Below are 22,286 nucleotides of genomic sequence, written 5' to 3'. Positions count from 1 at the left end.
CGACCCCGACCCGGCCGGTACGCCGTCAGCGTTTCCGGGCGCGGACCCGGGCCGTCTCGGCGGCACCGGCCGGCACCGCCCAGCACTCGCGCGCGAAGTCGACGGCCGACACGGTCAGCCGCTCCGGTCGGAAGCGCCACTCCAGGATCGAGGACGCCCGCTCGAACCTGGCGTGGGGCAGCTCGGCGGCCAGCATGTCGGCGTCGACGAACGGGTGGATCGGGTCGGTCGGGTGACCGACGATGAAGACCGGCGCGGTGATCCGGCGGCGCTGGCTCGACGACGGCGCGAGCCGGCCGTAGATCACCCCGTGGAGGGTCGCCGCGATCGAGTCCGCGCGGTGGTCGACGGTGTCGAGCGCGACTCCCGCCCAGAACGGCACCAGGCCACGGGGCACCGACCGGGCCACCCGCTGGAGGGTGTTGGCGGTGAAGGGGAGGTAGCGCGCGGTGAGCATGATCGGGAAGAACGCGACGATGCCGGCCACCAGCGCGTTGTTGAGCACCGGCATCTCGACGATCAGCCCCCGGACGCGCTCCGGTGCGATCACCGCGACCTCCAGCGCGACGTTGGCACCCAGCGACGGTCCGCCGATCACGGCCTGCTCGGCGCCGAGGTGGTCGAGCAGCGCGACGACCTGCTCGCCGAACGCGGTCGTCGAGTAGACGAGCGGATCTGCGGGCTGGTCGGAGCGCCCGTGCCCGAGCAGGTCGAGCGTCACGACGTGCAGCCCCTGCGCGGCCATCGCCCGGGCCAGGTGCTGGTGCATGCGCCGAGGCATGAGCAGGCCGTGCAGCAGCACGACCCACTGCTCGCCCGAGCCGTACTCGGTGTACTCGAGCCGGTCGCGCCCGCCGTCGGACTCGACGAAGAGCTGTCCGATGCGCTCGCTGACCAGCATGCCCCTCAGGGTAGTCCGCATCAATCTTCCGGCGGATCAGGTCCTCGGACCGGAGATCTGATGCGGACTACCGAGCGGAGGGAGGGATCAGGCCCGGTTGACGGCGCTGATCACGGCCTTCAGGGAGGCCGTCACGATGTTGGGGTCGACCCCGACGCCCCAGAGCACCTTCTCGCCCACGGCGCACTCGACGTAGGCCGCGGCCTGGGCGTCACCACCGGAGGACAGCGCGTGCTCGGCGTAGTCCAGCACGCGTACGTCGTGCCCGACGGTCGCGATCGCGTCGACGAACGCGGCGATCGGGCCGTTGCCCTCACCGGTGAGCTCGCGCCGCTCGCCGTCGACGTAGACCCCGACGGTGAGCTGGTCCTTCTCGCCCGCGGCGCTCGAGGTGTGGACCGAGTTGAGCTTGAGCGGGACCTCGCGGTCGAGGTACTCGGCGCGGAAGACCGACCAGATCTGCTCGGGCGTGATCTCGCCGCCCTCGGCGTCGGTGTGCTGCTGCACGACCCGGCTGAACTCGATCTGCGCGCGGCGCGGCAGGTCGAGCTTGTGCTCGGACTTGAGGACGTAGGCGACGCCGCCCTTGCCGGACTGGCTGTTCACCCGGATCACGGCCTCGTAGGTGCGGCCGACGTCCTTGGGGTCGATGGGGAGGTACGGCGCCTCCCACGCGATGTCGCGCACGTCGATGCCCTGGTCGGCCGCCTGCTTCTCGAGGTCCTCGAGACCCTTCTTGATGGCGTCCTGGTGGGAGCCGGAGAAGGCGGTGTAGACCAGGTCGCCCGCGTAGGGGTGGCGCGGGTGCACCGGCAGGTTGGTGCAGTACTCGACCGTGCGGCGGATCTCGTCGATGTCGCTGAAGTCGACCTGCGGGTCGATGCCCTGGCTGAAGAGGTTCATCCCCAGCGTCACCAGGTCCACATTGCCGGTGCGCTCGCCGTGGCCGAACAGGCATCCCTCGACGCGGTCTGCGCCGGCCATCAGGCCCAGCTCGGTGGCCGCGACCGCGGTGCCGCGGTCGTTGTGCGGGTGCAGGCTGATCGCGGAGTGCTCGCGACGGGTCAGGCCTCGACCGAAGTACTCGATCTGGTCGGCGTAGGTGTTGGGCGTCGACATCTCGACCGTGGCGGGCAGGTTGAGGATGATCTCGCGGCCGGCCTCGGGCTGCCACACGTCGGAGACCGCCTCGCACACGTTGAGCGCGAAGTCGGTGTCGGACTGGGTGAAGATCTCGGGGCTGTACTGGTAGCCGAAGTCGTCGGTGCCCACGATGTCGCCGAGCAGCTCCTCGGCGTACTTCATCACCATCTCGGTGCCTCGGACCGCGATGGTGCGGCACTCGTCGGGGGTGACGTGGAAGACCACGCGCTGGAAGAGGGGCGCCGTCGCGTTGTAGAGGTGGACCGTGGCACGGGGGGCGCCGACCAACGACTCGACGGTGCGCTCGATCAGGTCCTCGCGGGCCTGGGTCAGCACCGAGATCTGTACGTCGTCGGGGATCCGGTCCTCCTCGACGAGCTTGCGCACGAAGTCGAAGTCGGTCTGGCTGGCGCTGGGGAAGCCGACCTCGATCTCCTTGTAGCCCATCTGCACCAGCAGGTCGAACATGGTGAGCTTGCGGGCGGGCGTCATCGGGTCGATCAGCGCCTGGTTGCCGTCGCGCAGGTCGGTGGAGAGCCAGCGCGGTGCGCGCTCGACCTTCTTCGTCGGCCACGTGCGGTCGGGCACGTCGACGGGCACGAACGGGGTGTAGCGGGCGAACGGCATCGGGCTCGTCGCCTGCTGGTTGGCGGTGTTGCTCAGGTGGGTCATGGTGTTCCTCGGGGAGTCGGTCTGCGATGGGCGACCGGCGCGCGCCACACTCCGCAACGAGGAAGCCGGCGTCAGGCCTCGTTGCGGCAGCGAAGGAGGAGGCTGCGCATCATGACGGGACCAGAGTAACCCTCGCCCGGAGGCTGTGCTGCAGCACCTCCCGCGGACTGAGACGGCTCAGACCCGGGCGCGCACCCCGAAGGCGACGGCGGTCAGCTCGAACGGCCCGTCTCCGAGGTCGTCGCGCAGCATCGACTCCATGCGCCGACGGTGGTGGTCGTCGAGCGCCGCCACGGCCTCGCCCACCGGGCCGACGCCGTGGAGGTGGGGCTCCCACCACTCGTCGAAGCTGGGGTGGGCGACGGTGACCGACAGCTCCGTGCCCTCCACGTCGCGGAGCCCGGCGCGCGCCATCAGCTCCTCGGTCGCACCGCGACGCGCACCCGCGGACGCGCCCTCGTCGGGTCGGGTGGGGTCGACGACGTCGAGCCCGCGCCACACGGGCTCCATCGGGGGCCCGCCGACCGTGCAGGTCCCACACCGTCGCGGCGACCCGGCCTCCGGGCCTGGTCACGCGCGCCATCTCGGCGAGCCCGGCGACCGGGTCCGACATGAAGTGCACGACCAGGTTGGCCGCCGCGACGTCGAAGGTGTCGTCGGCGAACGGCAGCTCCTCGGCCGGCGCCCGGCGTACGTCGACGCCCGGGTGGCGCTCGCGGCATGCCTCGACGAACGGTGCCGTCGGGTCGGCCGCCGCGACCCGGTCGGACCCCAGCCGATCGACCAGGACGCCCGTCAGGGCGCCCGGACCGCAGCCGACGTCGACCGCCCGGGCACCCGGTCCGAGACCGAGCCAGTCGGCGAAGACGACCGCGAGCGGACCTGAGTAGCGACCCATGAACCGGTCGTACGCCTCACCCGCCACCTCGAACGTCACGACCCACGACGCTACTCGCCTCGTAGGCTCTCGTCATGCCCACTGTGCTGGTGGTCCACCACTCCCCCACGGCGTCGGTCGCCACGCTGACCGACGCCGTGGTCGCGGGTGCCTCCGACGACACGATCGAGGGCGTCACGGTCGTGGTCCGCCCGGCGCTCGAGGCCGACGCCGAGGACGTGCTGACCGCGGACGCCCTCGTGCTCGGCACCCCCGCGAACTTCGGCTACATGAGCGGCGCCCTCAAGCACTTCTTCGACTCGGTCTTCCTCCGGGTCGGTGGTGCCCTCGCCGACGATGGCGCGGCTTCCGCGGCAGGGGGCGGCCGCACGCCCTACGGCCTCTACGTCCACGGCCGCTACGACACGACCGGCGCCGTGCGCTCGGTGGAGTCGATCGCCGGCGCGCTGCCCTGGCGCGCAGCCGCACCGGTGCTCGAGGTGCTCGGCGAGGTGGGCGAGGCGGACCGGGAGTCGGCGTACGAGCTGGGTGCGAGGCTCGCCGCCCTGGTGATGCCGTGACGGCGCTCCTGCGGTCCGCGGCCGCCGCCTGCGCGCTGCTCGTGACGCTGACCGCGTGCACGGCGTCGCCGAGTCCCGAGCCCGGCGACGAGCCGTCGCCGTCCTCCACCCCGACCGTGACCGTGCCGCCCGATCCCGGTCCGACGCCCGCGGTCGGCGAGTGCCACGACCTGACGTTCGGCCAGGCGCTCGCCGTGGTCGGGCGTACGTCGTCGGTCGCCTGCCGCAAGGACCACACGGCCCAGACCTACTTCGTCGGTCGGCTCGACCTCACCACGAAGTCCGGATCCACCCGACGCGTGGACTCCCAGGCCGCGCAGCGTCAGATGCGACGGGCCTGCACGCGGCGGCTCCCGCGCCACCTCGCTCGTACGCCGTTGCAGATGCGGCTCAACATGGCCCAGGCGGTGTGGTTCACGCCGACGCCCGAGCACGCCGCGGACGGCGCCGACTGGTTCCGCTGCGACGTGGTCGTCGTGGCCGCTCCGCGCACGCTCCTGCTGCTGCCGCGGTGGACGAAGAACTGGGGCGAGGCGCCCGCGATCGCGATGTGCGCCACGGCTGCGCCGGGAACGCGGGCGTTCAAGCGGGTCACCTGCGGCTCGAAGCACACGTGGCGGGCCACGACAACCGTCGACATCCCCGGCGAGAGACTCCCGAAGGCCGCCGCGATCGCCGAGCGGATGGACCCCGCCTGCCGTGACGCAGCCAGGTCGCAGGCGGACGACCCCCTGGAGTTCACCTGGTCGCAGGAGAGCCCGACCGCGGAGCAGTGGGACGCCGGACAGCGCTACGGGATCTGCTGGGTCCCGGCCTGAGCCGGGCTCACCCGACCACCCTCATCGCGCCGGCGGCGCCGGGATCGCCGGGCACCTCACGTCGGAGCGATCGCCCGATCGACGCTTCGGCAGACGCCCGCTGGCGAGATAGGCGGCGATGCGGTCGTCGACGCAGGCGATCCCGCTGAGGCTGCCGGCGTGGGTGGTGCCGCCGACCCCCTCGATCAGGGAAGCCCCACCGAACCGCCGTCGCACCTCCAGTGCTCCGGCGAACGGGGTGGCTCCGTCGAAGGTCTCGCTGATCAGCAGCGCCTGCTGGTCCGAGGTGGCCACGTCGACCGGCGTGCCGGGCGCGGCCGGCCAGGTGCGGCACGGGCCGTTGTACCAGGCGTTGGGCCACGTGAAGAAGTGGCGCGAGCGGTCCTGGCCCGCATAGTCGGCCAGCAGCGCGTCGAGGTCCGTCGGCCAGGGCGCATCGGTGCAGAGCGTGGCCAGGTAGGTCGCGTAGCCGTTGTCGCCGCGCCGGGTCGTGGGGTAGCCGGAGGTGTAGGCCTTGCGCAGCCTGCGCGCGGTCCCCTTCGTGGCCACCTCGGACAGCATCGACGCGACGTCGGGCCACGAGGAGCGGGAGTAGCCCGCGGAGAGCGTGAGGTCGGCGACCTCCGGACCGCCGACGCCGTTGACCGGCTTCCGCGTCACCCTCTGCAGCACCCGGTAGTAGGTCTTCTCCACCCGCGCACCGGTGCGCCCGAGCCGGTAGGTCCGGTTGGCGCGGGCGGCCCACGTCCAGAACTGCCCCATCGCCTTCTCGAAGGCCCGGTTCTGCTGCTGCTGGGAGTCGAACCAGACGCCCCGGGGGTCGAGCACGCCGTCGAGCACGAGCTTGTCGATCCGGTCGGGGTGCAGCGTCGCGTAGACCTGCGCGAGGTAGGTGCCGTAGGAGAACCCGTAGAAGCTGACCTGCTCCGCGCCGAGGGCCTCGCGCAGCACCTCGAGGTCGGCGACCGTGTCGGTCGTCCTCATGTGCGGCAGCAGGGCCGCTGCGCGCGACGCGCCGCAGTCGGCGGCGTACGTCTCGCTCTTCGCGAGCCACTGGTCGAGGATCGCGTCGGACGTCGGGTAGTACGACGGCGGCCGGGTGCCGATCTCGGCGATCCGGACGTCGCACGTCAGGGCCGGCCGGCTCGCGCCGACGCCGCGCGGGTCGACCCCGATCCAGTCGTAGGTGCGAGCGACCGTGCCCGGGACGAACTGGCCGTAGGCGGCGAGGAAGGTGCCGCTGCCTCCAGGTCCTCCGGGGTTGGTGAACATCACGCCCCGGTACGTCCGACCCGTGTGTGCCACCCGCGAGACCGCGAGCCGGATCGTCGGGCCCGTGGGGTCGGCATGGTCGAGCGGGACGGTGAGCATCCCGCACCGGGCGCCCGAGGAGCGCAGGAAGGCGTCGCGGCACCTGCCCCAGGCGATCGGCGAGGCCCGGAACGCCGCGGGCTCCGACGCCTCGGCCGAGACCGCCGCCGTCGACGTGACGAGGGGGGCCGCGAGGAGGGCGGCGCCCAGGGACAGCGCCGTCGCGACGAGGAGGGAGCGAGGCGGTCGCATGTGCATGGCACATGCGACCACAGGACGGCTCGTGAGTCACCCCAGGGGCGACCCCGCCTCAGAACCCCAGCTTGCGCAGCTGGCGCGGGTCGCGCTGCCAGTCCTTGGCGATCTTCACCTGGAGGTCGAGGTAGACCGGCGTGCCCAGCAGCGCCTCGATCTGCTTGCGGGCCGCCGTGCCGACCGCACGCAGCCGCGAGCCCTTGTGGCCGATCATGATCCCCTTCTGCGAGTCCCGCTCGACGTAGAGGTTGGCGACGATGTCGAGCAGCGGCTTGTCGTCGGGCCGGCCCTCGCGCAGGCCCATCTCCTCCACCACCACGGCGATCGAGTGGGGCAGCTCGTCACGCACGCCCTCCAACGCCGCCTCGCGGATCAGGTCGGCCGCCAGCGCCTCCTCCGGGGCGTCGGTGAGGTCGCCGTCGGGGTAGAGCGGAGGGCCCTCCGGCATCTGGCCGACGAGCAGGTCGGCCAGGAGCTGGACCTGGTCGCCGGACACCGCCGAGACGGGCACGATCTCGGCCCACTCGGTGGAGGTCTCCTCGCCGAGCGCGGCGATGTCGAGCAGGTGCTGGCCCAGCTGCTCGGGGGTGACCAGGTCGGTCTTGGTGGCCACCGCGATGCGGACCGTGCGCCGCACCTTGGCCAGCTCCGTGACCAGGAAGCGGTCACCGGGCCCGATCTTCTCGTTGGCCGGGAAGCACACCGCGACCACGTCGACCTCGGCCCACGTGGTCCGCACCAGGTCGTTGAGCCGCTCCCCCAGCAGGGTCCGCGGACGGTGCAGTCCCGGGGTGTCGACCAGGATCAGCTGCGCGTCGTCGCGATGGACGATGCCGCGCACCACGTTGCGGGTGGTCTGCGGCTTGGACGAGGTGATGACGATCTTCTGCCCGACCAGCGCGTTGGTCAGCGTCGACTTGCCCGCGTTCGGCCGCCCGACGAACGAGGCGAAGCCGCTCCGGAAGCCCTCGGGCGCCTGGTAGAACGCGCCGGCGGGGGCGACGCCGGACAGGTCGAAGTCGCCGTCGAGCTCGTCGTCCTCGTCCAGGTCCTCGTCCAGGTCCTCGTCCAGGTCCGCGTCGACGTCCTGGTCGACGACGTCCTCGTGCCGGCCGTGCTCGTCATGCTCAGTCATCGCTCGCCTCTCGTGCCGCGTCGTAGTCGGCCCAGATCTGCTCGTCGCTCTTGCCGGCGGCCTTGCCGGCGCGCCAGATCGGTCCGGGGTCGACGGCGCGCGGCTGTCGCGCGGCCGTCGCGCGCCAGTAGCCCATCACGTCGTAGTGGCTCGTGGGCAGTCCGACCCCACGCATCAGGTGCTTGCGGATCGCCCGCATCTGCGCGGACTCGCCGGCCATCCAGAAGTAGCCCTCGCCCTCGGGCCAGTCGATGCCCTCCACGACCTGCGCCAGGGCGCTCTGACCCGGTGCGGGTGGCGAGAGCCAGGTGATGTTCGCCGTGTCGGGCAGGTAGCCGGACAGGACCCTCACGTCCTGGTCGGGCACCTCAGCCATGACGTACGTCGTCAGGTCGGGGTGCTCCTCGACGATGCGCGCCATCGCGGGCATCGCGGTCAGGTCGCCGACGAGCAGCAGCCAGGTGGCGCCGACCGGAGGCAGGAACGACGCCTTCGGCTCGGTGATCGTCACGGTGTCGCCGACACAGTCACGCATCGCCCACTCGGTCACGAGCCCGACGTCGTGCACCACCACGTCGAGGGTCAGCTCACCGCCGGAGAACGCGCGAACGGTGTAGTAGCGGCTCTGGAACTGCCCGGGCACGACCAGGCCGACCCACTCGTCGGAGATCCCCGTCGAGGCGAACCCGTCGAGCCCGTCGAGGACCAGCCTCACCAGGTGGTCCGACAGCGACTCCCGGCGTCGTACGGTCGCCTGGAACTGCGCTGCGCGGGTGCTCACCACCCCACGGTATCGGCCGTCAGGGCTTCCAGTCCGGGCGCATCGGGAACCCGGAGCGACCGTCGTCGTGGTTGCGCGTGGCCAGGACCTGGTGCAGCTCGATCTCGTCGCGCTCGAAGCCGACGCGCGAGCCGGCGATGTAGAGGCCCCACACCCGGGCGGTGCCCTCGCCGACCTCGGCGACGCACTCGTCCCAGTGCTCGACGAGGTTGCGGTTCCAGTCGCGCAGCGTCGAGGCGTAGTGCAGGCGCAGGTTCTCGCTGTGCTGGACCTCGAGGTCCTGGTCCTGCGCAGCGGCGATGATCGTGCCGGAGCCGATCAGCTCACCGTCGGGGAAGACGTAGCGGTCGATGAACGCGCCGGTCTCCTGCTGCCTGTTGTGTCGGCGGGTGATCGAGTGGTTGAGCAGCCGGCCCCCGGGCGCGAGCCGGTCGCGCAGGTGCCCGAAGTAGGACGGGTAGTTGCGCACGCCGATGTGCTCGGTGAGGCCGATCGAGCTGATCGCGTCGAAGCCGGTCTCGACGACGTCGCGGTAGTCGCTGTGGCGCACCTCGACGAGGTCGCCGAGGCCCTCGCGGTCGATGGCCCCCTTGGCCCACTCGGCCTGCTCGAGCGACAGGGTCACGCCCAGCGCCTTGACGCCGTACTCGCGCGCGGCGTGCCGGACCATCGAGCCCCAGCCGCAGCCCACGTCGAGCAGTGTCATGCCCGGCTTGAGGTCGAGCTTGCGGCAGACCAGGTCGAACTTGGCGAACTGCGCCTCCTCCAGCGTCGCGTCGGGCGTCTCGTAGAGGGCGCACGTGTAGGCCATCGACGGGCCGAGCACCATCTCGTAGAAGCGGTTGGACACGTCGTAGTGGTGCGAGATCACCTCGGCGTCGCGCACGAGCGAGTGCCGCAGTCCCTCGACGGCGCGGCGCCAGCGCGGCAGGTGCTCCTGAGGCGGCGGCGCCGGCGGGCGCAGGTGCGACAGGCCGAGGCTGCGGGCGATCGCGATCCCCTCCGCCGGGGTGGGCATCCGGAACTTGGTGTGGTCCTTGAGCAGCACCATCGCGGCGTAGGGGTCGGCGGGGTGCACGCCCTCGAGGTCGAGGTCGCCGCTGACGTAGGCGCGCGCCAGGCCCAGGTCGCCGGGTGCCGTCATCAGGTAGGCGAGCCCTCGCTCGGTGCGCAGGTGGAGGCCGATGGGAGCGTCGGGCGGGCCCGCGCTGCTGCCGTCGTAGGCGGTGAAGCGGACGGGCAGGCCTCCCCTCACGAGCCGGTCCATGGCCTCGGCGATGGAGATCCTGCCGCCCTGGTTGAAGCTGGAGCCGAAGCTCATCGTCGTTGCACCACCTTGTCGAAGAGGGATGTGAGTCGGTCGTCCGGGTCGTGGAGCGCCTTCACGCGGGTCAGGTTCGAGACGTCGTAGAGGCGGTCGAACTCGTCACGGTCGTAGAACGCCTCGGAGTAGAGGCTCTTGTGGCCGCCGAGGTCGGAGACCTTCGCCTCGATCGCGCGGTTGCGAGGAGACGTGGGCGCGTCGGGCCCCACGTTGACCACGCCCCAGAACCCGACGTTGACGTAGGTCGTGCCGGCGGTCAGCGGGTAGCCCGGCCACGGGCGGTCGGCGCCCTCGCGTCGCACCCGGAGCGGGCAGAGCCACACCGGCCGCATCCCGACCTCGTGGTCGAACCAGTCGAGGAACTCCGGGAGCCGGTCCACCGGGACCTCGACGTCCTGCACGACCCGCTCGCCCTGCGGCCTGCCGGCGCGGCGGTCGAGGCGGTCGCCGATGCCGAAGCGGCGGTCGAGCGCGACGAGCTTCCAGTAGACGTCGGAGCGGCGCAGGCGACGCGGCCAGACGCGGCGTACGAGGGGGTGCTGGGCACCGAACGCGCGCGAGCACCAGAACCAGTCGGTGTCCCAGCGCCAGAGGTAGTCGTGGACGGTGAGTCGGTCGGTCGTGCGCTGCTGGAGCGAGCGGTAGAAGACCTGCTGACCGGTGTAGTCGCTCGTCGGGCCGGGCTCGTCGGTCCAGCGCGCGAGCGTCAGGTAGAGCTCGTCGGGAGTGAAGGCGACACCGTCGAGCCCGTCGACCCGCTGGCCGTCCCACTCCCCCGACTCCATGATCCCGGCGACGGCCTCGGACAGCGACGAGGCGTCGTCGAAGCGGACGTGCCGCAGGGCGACGTACGCCGGGACCGGCTCGAGCTCGATGCGCAGCCGCGTGGCGTAGCCGAGCGAGCCGTAGGAGTTGGGGAAGGCGTCGAACAGCTCGTCGCCGGGCTTGGTCGTGACGATCTCGCCGGAGCCGGTCATCACGTCCATCTCGAGGACCGACTCGTGCGGGAGACCGCTGCGGAAGCTCGTCGACTCGATGCCGAGCCCGCTCACCGCGCCGCCCAGGGTGATGGTCCTGAGCTGGGGCACGACCAGCGGGATGCGGCCGTGGGCCAGGGTCACCTCGACGAGGTCCTCGTAGGTGCACATGCCCTGCACCTCGGCGACGTCGCCGTCGACCTCGATCACCCCCGCGAGACCGGAGACGTCGAGCCCGGGACCTGGCTGGGCACGGCCGCGGAACAGGTTGCTGGTCCGCTTGGCCAGCCGCACCGGGGCCCCCGGGGGAAGGGCTGCGTAGGACCTCTCGAGCCTCGCCACCCCCGCGGCGTGCTCCTCCCAACCGACCGGCACTCGCACATCGCCACGCTAGCGAGTGTCGCGGGCGAGCGCGAGGAACTATCTCGTACGTCACATTGGTTGCCCTGGGCAACCAATGTGGTCAGACCGTGCGGGTCGACTGCCGGGTGTGGATGGTGCCCTCGACGTCACCGATCAGCACGGGCACACCCGGGCCGGCGAAGTCGCTCGTGGCCTTGACGTCGACGAAGTCGCCGTCCGTGAGCACCACCGCCGCCTCGAGGCCGCGGGAGCCCGACGAGATCGCCATCGCCACGCAGACCTCGAGCCCCGACAGCCTCAGGTGGGGCAGGCGGATGCTGGCAGCGGCGTACGTCCGACCGTCGAGGTCGCGGACCGCGGCACCCTCACGGGCCCGGGCACGGGTGCGGGTGGCGCGGGCGAGGGTCACCAGCTTCGTGTCCTCGGCCGTCAGGTCGGCTGACAGGTCGGTCATGGCGAGAGTGTAGGTGCCTCACCGAGGGCGCGGAACTCCCGCGACGGGTGAGATCGACGGCGGTCGTCAGCGGCCCGCGGAGCCCACCGAGGCGCCGTCGTCGGCATCCTCGGACTCGGCCTGCAGGACCGAGACGAGCACGGTCTCGATCTTGTTGCGACGCCCCGTGGCCCGCTCGGCCTCGAGCCGCAGGCCGTGGCACTCCACGACGGAGCCCGGGATCGGGACCTTGCCGAGGTGCTTGGCCATCAGCCCGCCGACGCTGTCGACGTCGTCGTCCTCCACGGCGAAGCCGACGATCTCGTCGAGGTCGTCGACGGGATAGCGCGAGGACACCCGCACCGCGCCCTCGAGGTGCTCGACCTCGTCCTCGTCGGCGTCGTACTCGTCGGTGATCTCACCGACGATCTCCTCCAGCACGTCCTCGATCGTGATGAGCCCGGCGGTGCCGCCGTACTCGTCGACGACGACGGCGATGTGCTGCCTCCTGGCCTGGAGCTCGGTGAGCAGGGCGTCGACCGGCTTGGAGTCGGGGACGTAGTGGACCGGGCGCATGACCTCGTCGACGCGCTGGGTGAACTCCACGTCGGGCGCCTCGAAGTCACGACGGACGAGGTCCTTGAGGTAGGCCATGCCGACGATGTCGTCGAGGTTCTCCTCGATCACCGGGATGCGGGAGTAGCCGCTGCGGAGGAAGAGCGAGAGCGTCTGGCGGATGTTCTTGTGGCGCTCGATGTAGACGACGTCGGGACGCGGCACCATCACCTCGCGGGTGATGGTGTCGCCCAGCTCGAAGACCGAGTGGATCATCCGGCGCTCGCCCGACTCGATGACGGCGGAGGCCTCGGCCATGTCGACCAGCTCGCGCAGCTCGGTCTCGGTGGAGAACGGTCCCTCGCTGAATCCCCTGCCGGGGGTGATCGCGTTGCCGAGCAGGATCAGCAGCGCGGGGATCGGGCCGAGGATCGTGGTGACCAGCGAGAGCGGTCCCGCGGACGCGAGGGCCACGGTGACGTCGTGCTGACGGCCGAGGGTGCGCGGGGCGACACCGATCACGACGAACGAGACGACCAGCATCACGCCGATCGTGGTGAGCACGCTGGGCACGAGCGCGTCGTGGTAGGCGTCGCGGGCCCACGTGCTGACCAGCACGATCGCGCTGATCTCGCACAGCAGGCGCAGCAGCAGTGCCGTGTTGAGGTAGCGCGGCGGGTCGTCGAGGATCATCACCAGGCGGGTGGCACCGGCCCGGCCCTCGGCCTTCAGCTCCTCGGCGCGGGCGCGCGAGAAGCCGTTGAGGGCGGCGTCGGCGGCGGAGAAGAGGCCGGCCAGGAGGACCAGCAGCGCGGCCGATCCGAGCTGCCAGATGTCGGCGGTCACGTCGTCGCCCCGATCAGGCGGTCTCGGGTGCGGCGCGCCACTTGTCGAGCAGCTCGCCCTGGAGGCCGAACATCACCGCGTGCTCCTCGGGCTCGGCATGGTCGTAGCCGAGCAGGTGGAGGATGCCGTGCACGGTGAGCAGGTCGATCTCGGCCTCCCGGCCGTGACCTGCCTCCTCGCCCTGCCGTTCGGCGACCGCCGGCGACAGCACCAGGTCGCCGAGGACGCCCTCCTCGGGCTCCTCGTTGATCCTGCCGGGGCGCAGCTCGTCCATCGGGAAGGCGAGGACGTCGGTGGGGCCGTCCTTCTCCATCCACTTTCCGTTGAGCTCGGCGATGGTGTCCTCGTCGACGCCCTTGATGCACAGCTCGGCCTGCGGGTGGACGCGCATCTCGTCCATCACGAAGCGCGCCAGCCGGGAGAGGCGACGCACGTCGAGCTCGGTGCCCGACTCGTTGAGCACCTCGATGCTCATCGCGGCCCCCGGTCGCTCGACTTCGGACCGGTGCGCGGACGCTGCGCCTGCGGGGCCTCGGCGCTGGCGTCGAAGACCTCGTAGGCCTCGACGATGCGGCCGACCAGCCGGTGGCGTACGACGTCGGTGCCGGTGAGGCGGCAGAAGGTGATGTCCTCGACGCCGTCGAGGATGCCCTCGACCACCCGCAGGCCGGACTTGGTGCCCGACGGCAGGTCGACCTGGCTGGTGTCACCGGTGACGACGATGCGCGAGCCGAAGCCGAGGCGGGTGAGGAACATCTTCATCTGCTCGGGCGTGGTGTTCTGCGCCTCGTCGAGGATGATGAACGAGTCGTTGAGCGAGCGACCTCGCAGGAACGCCAGCGGGGCGACCTCGATGGTGCCGGCCGCCAGCAGCTTGGGGATCGTCTCGGGGTCGACCATGTCGTGCAGCGCGTCGTAGAGCGGGCGCAGGTAGGGGTCGATCTTCTCGCTCAGCGTGCCGGGCAGGAAGCCGAGCCGCTCCCCCGCCTCGACGGCCGGGCGGCTCAGGATGATCCGGTTGACCTCCTTGGCCTGGAGCGCCTGCACCGCCTTCGCCATCGCGAGGTAGGTCTTGCCGGTGCCGGCCGGGCCGATGCCGAAGGTGATCGTGGACTTGTCGATCGACTCGACGTAGCGCTTCTGGTTCAGCGTCTTGGGCCGGATGGTGCGTCCGCGGTTGGACAGGATGTTCAGGCTCAGCACGTCGGCCGGGCGCTCCTGCGTCTCGGTCTGCAGCATCTGGACGATCCGCTCGACCGTCTCGCCGGTCACGCCCTGGCCGGTGCGCACGAGCGTGACGACCTCGTCGAGGAGACGCTCGGCCATCGCGACCTCGGCGGAGTCGCCGGCGAGGGTGATGCGGTTGCCCCGGACGTGGACGTCTGCCTTGAAGGCCCGCTCGATGACCCGGAGGTGCTCGTCGCCCGGCCCCAGGACCGAGACCATGTCGATGCTGTTGGGGACGACGACCGTGTGGGTCGGCTTCTCCTGCGGGGTGGTGGTGTCAGTCATGGATGCCCGTGACGGGCGGCCTTCCGGGTCGGTGGCAGAGCCCCTCCATGCTACCGAGCGGTCGGCGTGCGGCCCACCCGGTTGTCGTCGCCTCTCCCCCGTCCCCTCCCTGGGGGTGGCGGCACATCGCAGCTCCGGCGGACGCGAGCGGGCCGTCTGCCGCCACCCTGGCGGCGTACGACACCGACGCACGCCGATCTCATGTCGTACGCCGCCACCCTGGCCGGGCAGATCCCGGGGGGCCGGGATCGGGTGAGGCGTCAGATCAGGGACTCGGTCATCCGCGAGGAGCCGCCGAGCACGTGGAGGTGGGTGTGGAAGACCGTCTGCCCGGCGCCGGCGCCGGTGTTGGCGATCAAGCGGTAGTCGTCGTTGCCCGACGCCTTGGCCACCTCGTCGGCCAGCCCCACCAGGTGGCCGATCACGGCCGGGTCCGCCGCGGCGGACGCGGCGGCGTTCTCGTGGTGGACGACGGGGATCACCAGCGCGTGGAAGGGCGCCTGGGGGTTGAGGTCCCTGATCGCGACGGCGTGGTCGTTGCGGGCCAGCACGTCGGCCGGGACCTCGCCGGCGACGATCTTGCAGAAGATGCAGTCGGACGAGTCGCTCATCGGGCCAGCCTAGGGCGCCACGTCCGGCGTGGAAGCGGACGCCATGGTCCGTGACCATCGCCGACGCACCCGCCACAGCGCGCAGGGCTGGGTCGAGCCGCGCCGCGCCCCGCCGCAGGCGGGCAACGAGGCGGGCGGATCGGCCTCCTCCACGACCTCCGTCCGGCCGTCGTGCTCGACCACGACCTCGGGAGCCCACAGGCGCCGGTCGACCTCCCACCCGTTGACGAAGATCTCGCAGTCGCAGAAGCCACCCCGATCACCCAGCCGGCACTCGAGCCCCAGGGCTCGGGGAGCGCACCCGTCGCGATAGCGCGTCGCGAAGCGCAGGGTCGTGCGACAGCCGAACTCCGCCAGCATCCGATGCACGAAGCACCGCAGGCACTCACCCGGTCGCGGGTCAGTGAGGTCGGTGGCGAGGCCCTGCAGCCACGACTCGACCTCGGTGTCGATGGAGGACATGGCGCCATCGTGACGGCCCCCGCCGACAGCGGCCCTCGAGGCCCGCCGGCGGCGTGTGAGGCGGCCGATCGCCGCCTCCGCCCCACTACCGTGACGGCCATGACCTTCCCCCTCTCGGTACGACGCTGGGCGGGCGCGACCGCCGTCGTCGTCGCGAGCAGCCTCGCCCTCGCCGGGTGCAGCGACAGCTCCGACGACCCGACGCCCGCGTCCGGTGGGACGAACGAGCCCCCGCGGTCCGGGGAGCCCGCTCCCACCGACGAGCCGACGTCGGACGCGCCGTCCGCCTCGGAGTCGCCGTCGTCGTCGGCACGGGCCGGCACCACGGTGCCGATCTACTTCGCCGGGGACGGTCCCGGCGGGCGGCCCATGCTCTTCCGCGAGTTCCAGCGCGTGACGGGCGACCCGCTGACCGAGGCGGCGAGGATCGTCGCCGGAGGCGGCGGGGCCGACGACCCCGACTACCGCACGCTCTGGCCCCAGGTGGAGATCGCCTCGGTGACCGCCACCGACGGCGTCCTGCTCGTGGAGGTGCCGTCAGACGGATTCACCGAGCGCCCCGACGGCATGACGGGGCGGCAGGCCAGGCTCGCGGTGCAGCAGCTCGTCTACTCGCTGCAGGGCGTCCAGCAGGAGCGCGTCCCGGTGCGGATCGAGCGACCCGACACCGATGCGCGGCTGTTCGGCCTCTCCACCGCCAGGAACTTCACCGCGGCCAGCCCGCTGCGCACGCTCAACCACGTCAGCATCACCTCGCCCGCCGAGGGTGACACGGTCACCGGCACGACGGTGAGGGTGACCGGCGTGGCCAACTCCTTCGAGGCCTCCGGTCCGTGCCGACTGCTCCAGGGCGATCGCGAGCTCGCCCTCGTCCCCTACCAGCTCGAGGGCTGGACCGAGGACCGGCTCTTCCCGTTCGAGGTCGAGATCCCGCTGAAGGGCGCCACGGGCGAGCTCGTCGTCCGGTGCGAGACCGACGATCCCAGCGGCGGGGCGGAGGGCAACGGGCCGTCGATCGACACGAAGTCCATCACCGTCCGCTAGGTGTCAACCGGGTCGCCTCGCCACGCGTCCCCTTGCGTGACCATCCAGACCACACCTCGACGAGGGAGGGTGCCGGTGCCCGAGCACCTCAGCCTCGTCGGTGCCGACGCGGACGAGGCCGTCGAGCAGCTGTACGCCGCCCACTGGCGCCAGCTCGTCCGGCTCTCCGTGCTGCTCGTGCACGACCAGGGGGCGGCCGAGGACGTCGTCCAGGACGCGTTCGTCGCGATGCACGGCAAGTGGACCCGGCTGCGCGACCCCGACAAGGCCCTCGCCTACCTGCGCCAGGCCGTGGTGAACCGCTCGCGCTCGGCGTTGCGGCACCGGGCCGTCGTCGAGCGGCACGTCCGCACGACCCCGCCCGGCGAGGGCGTGGTCGACGGACCGAGCCTGGGCGGGGCCCGGCGCGACGCGGTGCGCGACGCCTTGTGCCAGCTCTCCGAGCGGCAGCGCGAGGTGCTCGTGCTGCGCTACTACCTGGACTGGTCCGAGGCACAGATCGCCGAGGCGATCGGGGTCTCGCGAGGCGCCGTGAAGTCACATGCGTCCCGAGGCAGCGCCGCCCTGCGCGAGCTGCTCGGCGACTGGTGGGAGGACCCGTCGTGAACGACCAGCTGATCAGTGACCTCCTCCTCGACGTCGCCGACGACATCGAGCCGGACGACCGGCTCGACGCCATCCGGGCCGCCACCCGATCCGCCCCCCGATCCACCACCGCGTCGAGCGGACGTCGTACGCGGCGGGGGTGGTGGGCGGCCGGAGGCTTCGGTCTCGTCGCCGCCTCCGTGGTGGCGGCACTCGCACTCACCACCGGTGGCTCCTCGGAGCCGGTCGGCCCGGCCCCGGCCGGCCCGACGACCTCCGACACGACAGCGACGGACGACGAGGCGCCGTCCGAGCCGGTGGCGGTCTACTTCGTGGGCGACACGGCGGACGGCCCGAGGCTCTACCGGGAGTTCCAACCGGCCGTATCCGCCGCCCCGGCCGTGTCCGCCATCGATGCCGCCCTCCGGGGTGACTCCCTCGACCCCGACTACCGCTCCGCCTGGCCGGCCGGCGTGGTCCTGCGACAGTGGATCCCGGGCCCGGACGTCATCACTGTCATCCTCGACGGCGCCCCCGCCGGGCGTCCCGCAGGAATGAGCGAGGGGGACGCGCGCCTGGCGCTGGAGCAGCTCGTCCGCACGGCGCAGGCCGTCCAGGGCCAAGGCAAGGTGCCGGTCGACGTGCAGGTCGAGGGACAGGTGACCGACACCGTCCTCGGCGTCCGGACCACGGCACCGCTGACCGGCTCTCCCGACGCCGACGTGCTCGCACCCGTCTCGCTCTCGGACCCGTCGGAGGGTCTCGTCGTCGCCGGCGACGAGACCATCCGGGTGCGCGGTCGCGGGTCGAGCCCGGACGGCAGCGTGCAGGTGCTCGTGCAGCGCTGGGAGAGCACCGCGACGGTGGCTGACCGCACGATCCGAAGCACGCTCTCCCCCGACCGGCTGACGCCGTTCGCGGAGACCTTCGCCCTCCCGAACCTGCCGCCCGGCGACTACGACGTCATCGCGCGCGTGCGCAACGCCGACGGGACCGTCGACTCCGACACCCGACGGATCACCGTGACGGACTGACTCGCCGGGCAACCGATGCGGGACTGGTGGCCGGCGGTGGACGCTTGTCGCACGGCATGCCGTGCGTCAGGCGGCCCATGGTCCGCTCGAGCCGCGCCGAGGACGGGGCCGAGGACGCCGCCGGACGCAGGCCGGCGAGCGGCGTCAGGCCCAGCGCTCGGTGCGCGAGAGCAGCGCGGCGACGGCGACCACGCCGGCGGTGGACGTCCGCAGCACCTCGTCGCCGAGCCGGACCGTGAGGGCACCGGCGCCCTCGAGGAGAGCGAGCTCGTCGGGGGTGATGCCGCCCTCGGGCCCGACCACGACCACGATCCGACCGGAGGCGGGCACGTCGAGCGCGCTCAGGGGGGCGGTCGCGTCCTCGTGGAGCACCACGGCGAGGTCGGCCTCGCGCACGACGTCGGTCAGGGAGTCGGTCGTGGCGAGCGGCGTCACCGTGGGCAGCCACGAGCGGCGCGACTGCTTGCCCGCCTCGCGGGCGGTGGCCTGCCACTTCGCGAGCGACTTCGCAGCGCGCTCGCCCTTCCAGACAGCGACGGAGCGCGACGCCGCCCACGGGACGATGCGGTCCACCCCGACCTCGGTGAGCACCTCGACCGCGAGCTCGCCGCGATCGCCCTTCGGGAGCGCCTGGACGACCGTGATCGCGGGATGAGGACGCTCCGAGACGTCGACCGAGACGACGCGCACGGTGAAGAGCCGCTTGCCCGTGGAGGCGACCTCACCGGTGACGGAGGTCCCCCGGCCGTCGGTCAGCACGACGTGCTCGCCCTCGCGCAGCCGGCGTACGGCCACGGCGTGGTGGGCCTCGTCGCCGGTCACCTCGACGACCGAGCCGACCACCACGCCGGCCAGCGACTCGACCAGGTGGACAGGGAGGGACATCAGCCCTGGAAGGCGTCGCGCAGCCGGCCGAACATGCCCTTGTGGGGTGCCTCGACCTGGCCGTCGGGCTGCTCCTCGCCGCGGATCGCGGCGAGCTCGCGCAGCAGCTCCTCCTGGCGCGCGTCGAGCCGGGTCGGGGTGTCGACGACCACGCTGACGATGAGGTCGCCGCGACCGCCGCGCAGGCTCGGCACGCCGAACCCGCGGATGACCTGCTCGCTGCCGGACTGGGTGCCGGGGCGGACCTCGATGTCGTAGGTCGTGACCGGCTTCTCCGCCGCGTCGGTGTCGGCCGACTGCGGGAGATCGGCCTCGAGCAGCGGCAGCGTCAGGTGCGTGCCGAGCGCGGCCGCGGTCATCGGCAGGGAGACCGTGGTGTGCAGGTCGTTGCCGTCGCGGGTGAAGGTCTTGTGGGGCTCGACGTGGATCTCGACGTAGAGGTCGCCGGCGGGACCGCCGCCCGCGCCGACCTCGCCCTGCCCGGTGAGCTGCACGCGGGTGCCGTGGTCGACGCCGGCCGGGATCTTCACGGTGAGCGTGCGGCGCGAGCGCACGCGACCGTCGCCGGAGCACTCGCGGCACGGGTCGGGGATGACCGAGCCGTAGCCGCGGCACGCGGCGCAGGGACGCAGGGTGCGGATCTCGCCCAGGAACGAGCGCTGGACCACCGCGACCTCGCCCTGCCCGTGGCACGTCTCGCAGGTCATCGGCGAGGTGCCGGGGGCCGTGCCCTCGCCCTCGCACGCCTCGCACCGCAGGGCGGTGTCGACCTTGATGTCGCGGGTGACGCCGAAGCCCGCCTCGGCCAGCGTCGTGTCGAGCCGGATCAGCGCGTCCTGGCCGCGTCGCGCGCGCGAGCGCGGACCGCGCGTCTGCCCGCCACCGGCGGCGCCGCCCCCGAAGAAGGCGTCCATGATGTCGGTGAACGAGAAGCCCTGGCCGGCACCGCCGAAGCCCTGGCTGAACGCGTCGCCGCCACGGTCGTACGCCGCCTTCTTGCCCGGGTCGCTCAGCACCTCGTAGGCGCGTGAGACGTCCTTGAAGCGCTCCTGGGTCTCCGGGTCGGGGTTGACGTCGGGGTGGAGCTGACGGGCCAACCTGCGGTAGGCCTTCTTGATCTCGTCGGCGCTCGCCTCGCGCGAGACGCCGAGGATCTCGTAGGGGTCCTGGGTCACTGGTTTCCTTCATCGAGGATCCGGGAGACGTAGCGCGCGACCGCGCGCACGGCTGCCATGGATCCGGGGTAGTCCATGCGGGTCGGTCCGACCACGCCGAGGGAGCCGAGGTGGAGCTCCTGCGGGCCGTAGCCGGTGGCCACCACGCTGGTGGCCGCGAGCTCGGAGTAGGGGCCCTCGTGCCCGATGCGGACGGTGAGGGCGTCGATGCCCGACTCCCCCAGCAGCTTGAGCAGCACGACGTGCTCCTCCAGCGCCTCGAGGAGGGGGCGGACGGCGGTGTCGAAGTCGCCGTAGCGGGCCAGGTTGGCGGTGCCGCCGACCGCGAGCCGCTCGTCGCTGCGGTGGTCGGACATCGCCTCGGTGAGCACGCCCACGACGGAGCGCAGCCAGTCGGCCAGCTCGGGCCGGGCCGCGTCGGGCAGCTCGCCGAGCGCCGTGGTGGCCGCGGCGATCTGGACGCCCGCGGTCGCCTGGTTGACCGCGACGCGGACCTCGGCGAGCTCGGTGTCGGCGATCTCCTCGTCGAGCTCGACGAGCCGCTGCTCGACCCGCCCGGTGCTGAGGATGAGGATCACCATCACCCGCGTCGGCGTCAGCAGCACCAGCTCGATGTGGCGGACGGTGGAGCGCGAGAGCGAGGGGTACTGCACGATCGCGACCTGCCGGGTGAGCTGGCTGAGCAGCCGCACCGACTTCTGCACGACGTCGTCGAGGTCGACGGCCCCGTCGAGCAGGGTCGAGATGGCCCGGCGCTCGGCCGTGCTCATCGGCTTGAGGGTGGCGAGCTTGTCGACGAAGAGCCGGTAGCCCTTGTCCGTCGGAACCCGCCCGGCACTGGTGTGGGGCTGGTGGATGTAGCCCTCGTCCTCGAGCGCGGCCATGTCGTTGCGCACGGTCGCCGGGGACACGCCCAGCCCGTGGCGCTCGACCAGTGCCTTGGATCCCACCGGCTCCTCGGTGGCGACGTAGTCTTCCACGATCGCGCGCAGCACGTCGAGCTTGCGGTCGTCGACCATGAGCCCTCCTCTGCACGTCTCTCTGGCACTCGTTCGCCTCGAGTGCCAAGACTACTCGTTCGCCGTAGGGTCGCGGACATGGCCGACTCGTCCCCCGACTCCCCACCCCGGTTCACCGAGGTCGCGCCGCGGGTGTGGGTGGCGCACTACGAGTGGATGCACGTCAACATCACCCTGATCGGCGGCTCCGACGGGCTGCTGATGGTCGACACGCACGGCTCGGCCGCCGAGGCACGCCGGGTGGCCGACGACGTACGCCGCCTGGGCGCGGGGCCGCTCACCGGACTCGTCAACACCCACGAGCACTGGGACCACCACTTCGGCAACGCCACGATGGTCGAGCAGTTCGGCGAGATGCCGATCCACGCCACCGACTGGGCGCGCGACCACATCGAGGAGTCGGCGGCGCGGACCCACGAGCTCTACCGCGCCGGCGACCACCCGCGCCGCGAGGAGATCCTCGAGACCACGCTGCGCCTCCCCGACCGCACCTTCTCCTCGGCCGTCCAGATCGACCTGGGCGACCGGGCCGTCGAGCTCATCCATCCCGGCCGGGGGCACACGGCCGGCGACCTCGTCGTACGCGTCCCGGACGCCGACGTGCTGCTCGGCGGCGACCTGGTCGAGGAGTCCGACCCGCCGTTCATCGGCGACGACTCGTGGCCGATGGAGTGGCCGATGACCCTCGACCTCGTGCTCGGGCTGATGACCGACCGCACGGTCGTGGTGCCCGGACACGGCCAGGTCGTCGACCAGGACTTCGTGCAGGACCAGCGCACCGAGCTCGGGACGATCGCGGAGACGATCCGCGACCTCGCCGGCCGTGGCGTGCCCGAGTCCGAGGCGCTGGAGCAGGGCGAGTGGCCATGGGACCCGGCGTTGCTGACCAGCGCGGTCCGCCTCGGCTACGCGCACCTGCCGCGGTCCCAGAAACGGCTCCCGCTGGTCTGATCCGCCCGGGACGGGTTAGGGTTGCCTTACCTAATC

The 22,286-nt window shown here is 72.0% G+C and carries 23 protein-coding genes and 1 pseudogene; 6 read left to right on the top strand and 18 right to left on the bottom strand.

Going from position 1 to position 22,286, the window contains the following annotated elements:
• Positions 1-25 precede the first annotated feature (25 nt).
• From IEZ25_RS16135 to IEZ25_RS21570, 4 genes and pseudogenes are all read right to left on the bottom strand, one after another.
• A complete protein-coding gene (locus tag IEZ25_RS16135; protein WP_191200463.1) occupies positions 26-901 on the bottom strand; it encodes an alpha/beta fold hydrolase in 876 nt (291 codons plus the stop codon).
• Between the two features lie 87 nt (positions 902-988).
• A complete protein-coding gene (leuA, locus tag IEZ25_RS16130) occupies positions 989-2,716 on the bottom strand; it encodes a 2-isopropylmalate synthase (RefSeq protein WP_191200462.1) in 1,728 nt (575 codons plus the stop codon).
• Positions 2,717-2,893: 177 nt separating this feature from the next.
• Positions 2,894-3,226 carry a hypothetical protein gene (locus tag IEZ25_RS21575; RefSeq protein WP_224749171.1) on the bottom strand — a complete coding sequence of 111 codons (333 nt, stop codon included), beginning with the start codon at positions 3,224-3,226 and terminating at the stop codon, positions 2,894-2,896.
• A gap of 70 nt (positions 3,227-3,296) precedes the next feature.
• Positions 3,297-3,614, bottom strand: a pseudogene (locus IEZ25_RS21570) (class I SAM-dependent methyltransferase); the annotation flags it as partial.
• Between the two features lie 74 nt (positions 3,615-3,688).
• Between IEZ25_RS21570 and IEZ25_RS16120 the strand changes: the two are divergent.
• Both IEZ25_RS16120 and IEZ25_RS16115 read left to right on the top strand, forming a co-directional pair.
• Complete coding sequence (locus IEZ25_RS16120) at positions 3,689-4,174, top strand: flavodoxin family protein (RefSeq protein ID WP_191200461.1); 486 nt, start codon at positions 3,689-3,691, stop codon at positions 4,172-4,174.
• Complete coding sequence (locus IEZ25_RS16115; protein ID WP_191200460.1) at positions 4,171-4,992, top strand: septum formation family protein; 822 nt, start codon at positions 4,171-4,173, stop codon at positions 4,990-4,992. The genes IEZ25_RS16120 and IEZ25_RS16115 overlap by 4 nt, the downstream gene beginning before the upstream one ends.
• Positions 4,993-5,013: 21 nt before the next feature.
• Here IEZ25_RS16115 and IEZ25_RS16110 read toward each other — a convergent pair whose 3' ends face one another.
• The 11 genes from IEZ25_RS16110 to IEZ25_RS16060 form a co-directional block, all read right to left on the bottom strand.
• Complete coding sequence (locus IEZ25_RS16110) at positions 5,014-6,555, bottom strand: alpha/beta hydrolase (protein ID WP_191200459.1); 1,542 nt, start codon at positions 6,553-6,555, stop codon at positions 5,014-5,016.
• 58 nt (positions 6,556-6,613) lie between these two features.
• Positions 6,614-7,693 carry a GTPase Era gene (gene era / locus IEZ25_RS16105; RefSeq protein WP_191200458.1) on the bottom strand — a complete coding sequence of 360 codons (1,080 nt, stop codon included), beginning with the start codon at positions 7,691-7,693 and terminating at the stop codon, positions 6,614-6,616.
• Complete coding sequence (locus IEZ25_RS16100) at positions 7,686-8,474, bottom strand: siderophore-interacting protein (protein WP_191200457.1); 789 nt, start codon at positions 8,472-8,474, stop codon at positions 7,686-7,688. The genes era and IEZ25_RS16100 overlap by 8 nt, the downstream gene beginning before the upstream one ends.
• A 19-nt stretch (positions 8,475-8,493) precedes the next feature.
• A complete protein-coding gene (locus IEZ25_RS16095; RefSeq protein ID WP_191200456.1) occupies positions 8,494-9,795 on the bottom strand; it encodes a class I SAM-dependent methyltransferase in 1,302 nt (433 codons plus the stop codon).
• Positions 9,792-11,156: an FAD-binding oxidoreductase gene (locus IEZ25_RS16090; RefSeq protein ID WP_318152273.1), complete on the bottom strand. Its 1,365-nt coding sequence runs from the start codon at positions 11,154-11,156 to the stop codon at positions 9,792-9,794. The genes IEZ25_RS16095 and IEZ25_RS16090 overlap by 4 nt, the downstream gene beginning before the upstream one ends.
• Before the next feature lie 82 nt (positions 11,157-11,238).
• Complete coding sequence (locus IEZ25_RS16085; protein WP_191200455.1) at positions 11,239-11,592, bottom strand: cytidine deaminase; 354 nt, start codon at positions 11,590-11,592, stop codon at positions 11,239-11,241.
• Between the two features lie 66 nt (positions 11,593-11,658).
• Entirely contained in the window at positions 11,659-12,972 is a 1,314-nt protein-coding gene (locus IEZ25_RS16080) for a hemolysin family protein (RefSeq protein ID WP_191200454.1), read from the bottom strand.
• Positions 12,973-12,985: 13 nt separating this feature from the next.
• Complete coding sequence (gene ybeY / locus IEZ25_RS16075) at positions 12,986-13,447, bottom strand: rRNA maturation RNase YbeY (RefSeq protein WP_191200453.1); 462 nt, start codon at positions 13,445-13,447, stop codon at positions 12,986-12,988.
• A complete protein-coding gene (locus IEZ25_RS16070; protein WP_191200452.1) occupies positions 13,444-14,484 on the bottom strand; it encodes a PhoH family protein in 1,041 nt (346 codons plus the stop codon). Before IEZ25_RS16070 ends, ybeY begins: the two co-directional genes overlap by 4 nt.
• Before the next feature lie 260 nt (positions 14,485-14,744).
• Positions 14,745-15,095, bottom strand: coding sequence for an HIT domain-containing protein (locus tag IEZ25_RS16065; protein ID WP_191200451.1), 351 nt, complete (start codon positions 15,093-15,095; stop codon positions 14,745-14,747).
• A gap of 9 nt (positions 15,096-15,104) precedes the next feature.
• Positions 15,105-15,557 carry a DUF2695 domain-containing protein gene (locus IEZ25_RS16060; RefSeq protein WP_191200450.1) on the bottom strand — a complete coding sequence of 151 codons (453 nt, stop codon included), beginning with the start codon at positions 15,555-15,557 and terminating at the stop codon, positions 15,105-15,107.
• A gap of 99 nt (positions 15,558-15,656) precedes the next feature.
• On the opposite strand from IEZ25_RS16060, the gene IEZ25_RS16055 reads away from it, so the two are divergent.
• From IEZ25_RS16055 to IEZ25_RS16045, 3 genes are all read left to right on the top strand, one after another.
• Positions 15,657-16,601, top strand: a complete 945-nt coding sequence (locus IEZ25_RS16055; RefSeq protein ID WP_191200449.1) for a Gmad2 immunoglobulin-like domain-containing protein — start codon at positions 15,657-15,659, stop codon at positions 16,599-16,601.
• 75 nt (positions 16,602-16,676) lie between these two features.
• A complete protein-coding gene (locus IEZ25_RS16050; protein ID WP_318152272.1) occupies positions 16,677-17,207 on the top strand; it encodes a SigE family RNA polymerase sigma factor in 531 nt (176 codons plus the stop codon).
• A complete protein-coding gene (locus tag IEZ25_RS16045; protein WP_191200447.1) occupies positions 17,204-18,220 on the top strand; it encodes a GerMN domain-containing protein in 1,017 nt (338 codons plus the stop codon). The genes IEZ25_RS16050 and IEZ25_RS16045 overlap by 4 nt, the downstream gene beginning before the upstream one ends.
• Positions 18,221-18,364: 144 nt before the next feature.
• Here the strand turns inward: IEZ25_RS16045 and IEZ25_RS16040 are convergent, their stop codons facing one another.
• From IEZ25_RS16040 to hrcA, 3 genes are read right to left on the bottom strand one after another with little or no spacing between them, the layout of a single operon-like run.
• Complete coding sequence (locus IEZ25_RS16040; RefSeq protein WP_191200446.1) at positions 18,365-19,105, bottom strand: 16S rRNA (uracil(1498)-N(3))-methyltransferase; 741 nt, start codon at positions 19,103-19,105, stop codon at positions 18,365-18,367.
• Positions 19,105-20,280: a molecular chaperone DnaJ gene (gene dnaJ, locus IEZ25_RS16035; protein ID WP_191200445.1), complete on the bottom strand. Its 1,176-nt coding sequence runs from the start codon at positions 20,278-20,280 to the stop codon at positions 19,105-19,107. Before dnaJ ends, IEZ25_RS16040 begins: the two co-directional genes overlap by 1 nt.
• A complete protein-coding gene (gene hrcA / locus IEZ25_RS16030) occupies positions 20,277-21,299 on the bottom strand; it encodes a heat-inducible transcriptional repressor HrcA (RefSeq protein ID WP_191200444.1) in 1,023 nt (340 codons plus the stop codon). Before hrcA ends, dnaJ begins: the two co-directional genes overlap by 4 nt.
• 78 nt (positions 21,300-21,377) lie before the next feature.
• Here hrcA and IEZ25_RS16025 point away from each other — a divergent pair, with 78 nt between their 5' ends.
• Positions 21,378-22,250: an MBL fold metallo-hydrolase gene (locus tag IEZ25_RS16025; protein ID WP_191200443.1), complete on the top strand. Its 873-nt coding sequence runs from the start codon at positions 21,378-21,380 to the stop codon at positions 22,248-22,250.
• Positions 22,251-22,286 lie beyond the last annotated feature (36 nt).

The sequence above is a fragment of the Nocardioides hwasunensis genome (assembly GCF_014779665.1).
Classification (GTDB): domain Bacteria; phylum Actinomycetota; class Actinomycetes; order Propionibacteriales; family Nocardioidaceae; genus Nocardioides; species Nocardioides hwasunensis.
Note: the sequence above shows the minus strand (reverse complement) of the source record. Positions and strands in the feature narration are given on the sequence as shown.